The organism is Synechococcus sp. R6-5 (assembly GCF_047461775.1).
Taxonomy (GTDB): domain Bacteria; phylum Cyanobacteriota; class Cyanobacteriia; order Thermostichales; family Thermostichaceae; genus Thermostichus.
Genome location: NZ_JANSHV010000213.1, coordinates 1 through 2,447, shown reverse-complemented (window position 1 = coordinate 2,447; position 2,447 = coordinate 1). Strand labels below are relative to the sequence as shown.

Sequence of the window (2,447 nt, the reverse complement as noted above, 5' to 3'; positions counted from 1 at the left end):
CAGCAGTGTTCAGCGTAAATGTATCAGCGCCGGACATCCCTATTCTCCTTCAGACGGGAGGGATCCCTCCCCTGAGGGACAGGGATCCATTGGCGACGGCGGGACAGAGTCCTCCGCTGCTGCAGCAGAAGGGGAATCGGCGCCCGGTCGTGTCAGCAGTGGGGAACTGTCTGCGATCCCGGCTGCCCCGCCAGGGTTTAAGTCGGGGTTTGTGGGGCTGATCGGGCGGCCCAATGTGGGCAAGTCCACCCTACTCAACGCCCTGGTGGGACAAAAGATTGCCATCACCTCTCCCGTGGCCCAGACCACCCGCAACCGCCTGCAGGGGATCCTCTCCCTACCCCAAGCCCAGATCATCTGGGTGGATACCCCTGGCATCCACAAACCCCACCACCGCCTGGGGGAAATCTTGGTACACAACGCCCAGGCAGCCATTGCCGCTGTGGACGTGATCCTCTTCGTGGTGGATGGATCGGTGCCGGCAGGACGCGGGGATGCTTTTATTGCCGAGCGGATCCCTGCTGCTTCCCCCTGCCTGATCGTCTGCAACAAAGCGGATCTGCTTCCTCGGGATGCTGCCGTGCGCCAAGCTCACCAGGAGAGCTACCAAGCCCTGCGCCCCGGCGCTCCTGTCGTTTGGGTGTCTGCCTTGGATCCCAGCAGTTTGACACCCCTGATCCAAGCCACCATCGATCTGCTGCCCACCGGCCCCTACTACTACCCGCCGGATCTGGTGACGGATCAGCCGGAGCGGTTCATCATGGCGGAGCTGATCCGAGAACAGGTGCTGCTGCAGACCCGCGAGGAAGTGCCCCATTCCGTGGCCGTGACCATCGACCAGGTGGAAGAAACCCCCAACGTCACCCGCATCCTGGCCACCCTCTATGTGGAGCGGGACTCGCAAAAGGGGATCCTCATTGGCAAAGGGGGGGAAAGGCTCAAGCGGATCGGCCAGGCAGCCCGCCTGCAGATTCAAAAGCTGATCCTGGGCAAGGTGTACCTGGAGCTGTTTGTCAAGGTGCGGCCCCACTGGCGGCGCTCTGAGCACCTTCTGCGCGACTTGGGCTACAGCGCTACGTCCCCCTAGCGGGAATAAGCCATTTGCGTCAGCAGGACGGAGTTCTTATGCCCCCCTCTCCCCTTGTGGGTAGGAGACTGGGGTATTTGCGCGAGCAGCACGGCGTGCCTGGGGGGAATGCTGCAAAAATGCCCTAGACCTGCTTAGAACAGATACTGACTGGGATCCCTGCGTTAGCTTGGATAGCAAAGCCTTTGGAGTTCAACGGCAGTTTTTCTTATCGCTGCTTTGCCCCATGACCGCTTTCTATCCCGCTACGGTTCAACCCGGCGCCCGCACCCTGCCTGGCCACTACTACGTCTCCTCCAGCCGCTTTGAGGCGGAGATTGAGCAGATTTTTTATCGGCAGTGGTTCTGCGTGGGGCGCAGTGCCGATCTGGCCCAACCTGGAGACTTTTTGCAGGTGCAGGTGCTCAGAGAAAGCCTGATCCTGGTACGGGATCCCAAGGGGCAAGCCCATGCCTTCTTCAACCACTGTCGCCATCGAGGAACCCGACTCTGCAGCGAGCTCCAAGGCCATTTTGCCGATGGGATCCCTTGCCCCTACCACGCCTGGCGCTATGGGCTGGACGGGCAATTGTTGGCAGCTCCCCAGATGCACGAGGTGGAAGACTTTCGCCGTGAAGATTATCCCCTCCACTCCGCTGCCTTGGCAGAATGGGAAGGCTTCGTCTGGGTCAACCTCAGCCGCAATCCTCAGCCCTTCGATGAGGTTTTTGCCCCATTGCAAGGTCGTTTCCGAGAGTGGAACCTGTCCGCTCTGCGGCGAGGCCATCGTATTGAATACCACGTTCAAGCCAATTGGAAATTGCTGTTTGAAAACTACTCTGAGTGCTACCACTGCCCGCTCATTCACCCAGAATTGGCCCGCCTTTCGCCGGCTCGCAGTGGTCGCAACGACTTGATGGAAGGCCCCTTTTTGGGCGGCTACATGTTGCTCAATCCAGATGTGACCAGCCTAAACATGAGTGGCCAACGCAGCTTGCCCCTGATCTCCACCGTGCGAGGCGAGAACCAACGGCGGGCCTACTACTACACCCTTATGCCCAATCTATTCTTGAGCCTGCAGCCGGACTATGTCATGACCCACACTCTGTGGCCCCAGGGATCCGACCGGACGCGGGTTGTCTGCGATTGGCTGTTTGAGCCGGAGACCTTGGCGCTGGATGGTTTTGATCCCAGCGAGGTGGTGGAATTGTGGGATCGCACCAATCGACAGGATTGGCACCTGTGCGAGCTCACCCAGCAAGGGGTGGGATCCCGTGCCTATGAAGCAGGGCCTCTTTCCCATGCAGAAGGGTTGCTGCAAGCCTTTGGGCGGGAATACCGCCGGCAGATGCAGGAGCATGACTCTAGTCAATGATACGCT

At 59.9% G+C, this 2,447-nt stretch carries 2 protein-coding genes; both read left to right on the top strand.

All coding sequences use genetic code 11. The features are described 5' to 3' along the window. Positions 1-166 precede the first annotated feature (166 nt). Positions 167-1,087, top strand: coding sequence for a GTPase Era (gene era / locus NW818_RS11100; protein WP_414351203.1), 921 nt, complete (start codon positions 167-169; stop codon positions 1,085-1,087). 226 nt (positions 1,088-1,313) lie between these two features. After that, positions 1,314-2,441: an aromatic ring-hydroxylating oxygenase subunit alpha gene (locus NW818_RS11095; protein ID WP_414424585.1), complete on the top strand. Its 1,128-nt coding sequence runs from the start codon at positions 1,314-1,316 to the stop codon at positions 2,439-2,441. Positions 2,442-2,447 lie beyond the last annotated feature (6 nt).

What these genes read in the sequence shown, in the direction of transcription:
- NW818_RS11095 (WP_414424585.1), top strand. Translation starts at nt 1,314, where the DNA reads ATGACCGCTTTCTATCCCGCTACGGTTCAACCCGGCGCCCGCACCCTG.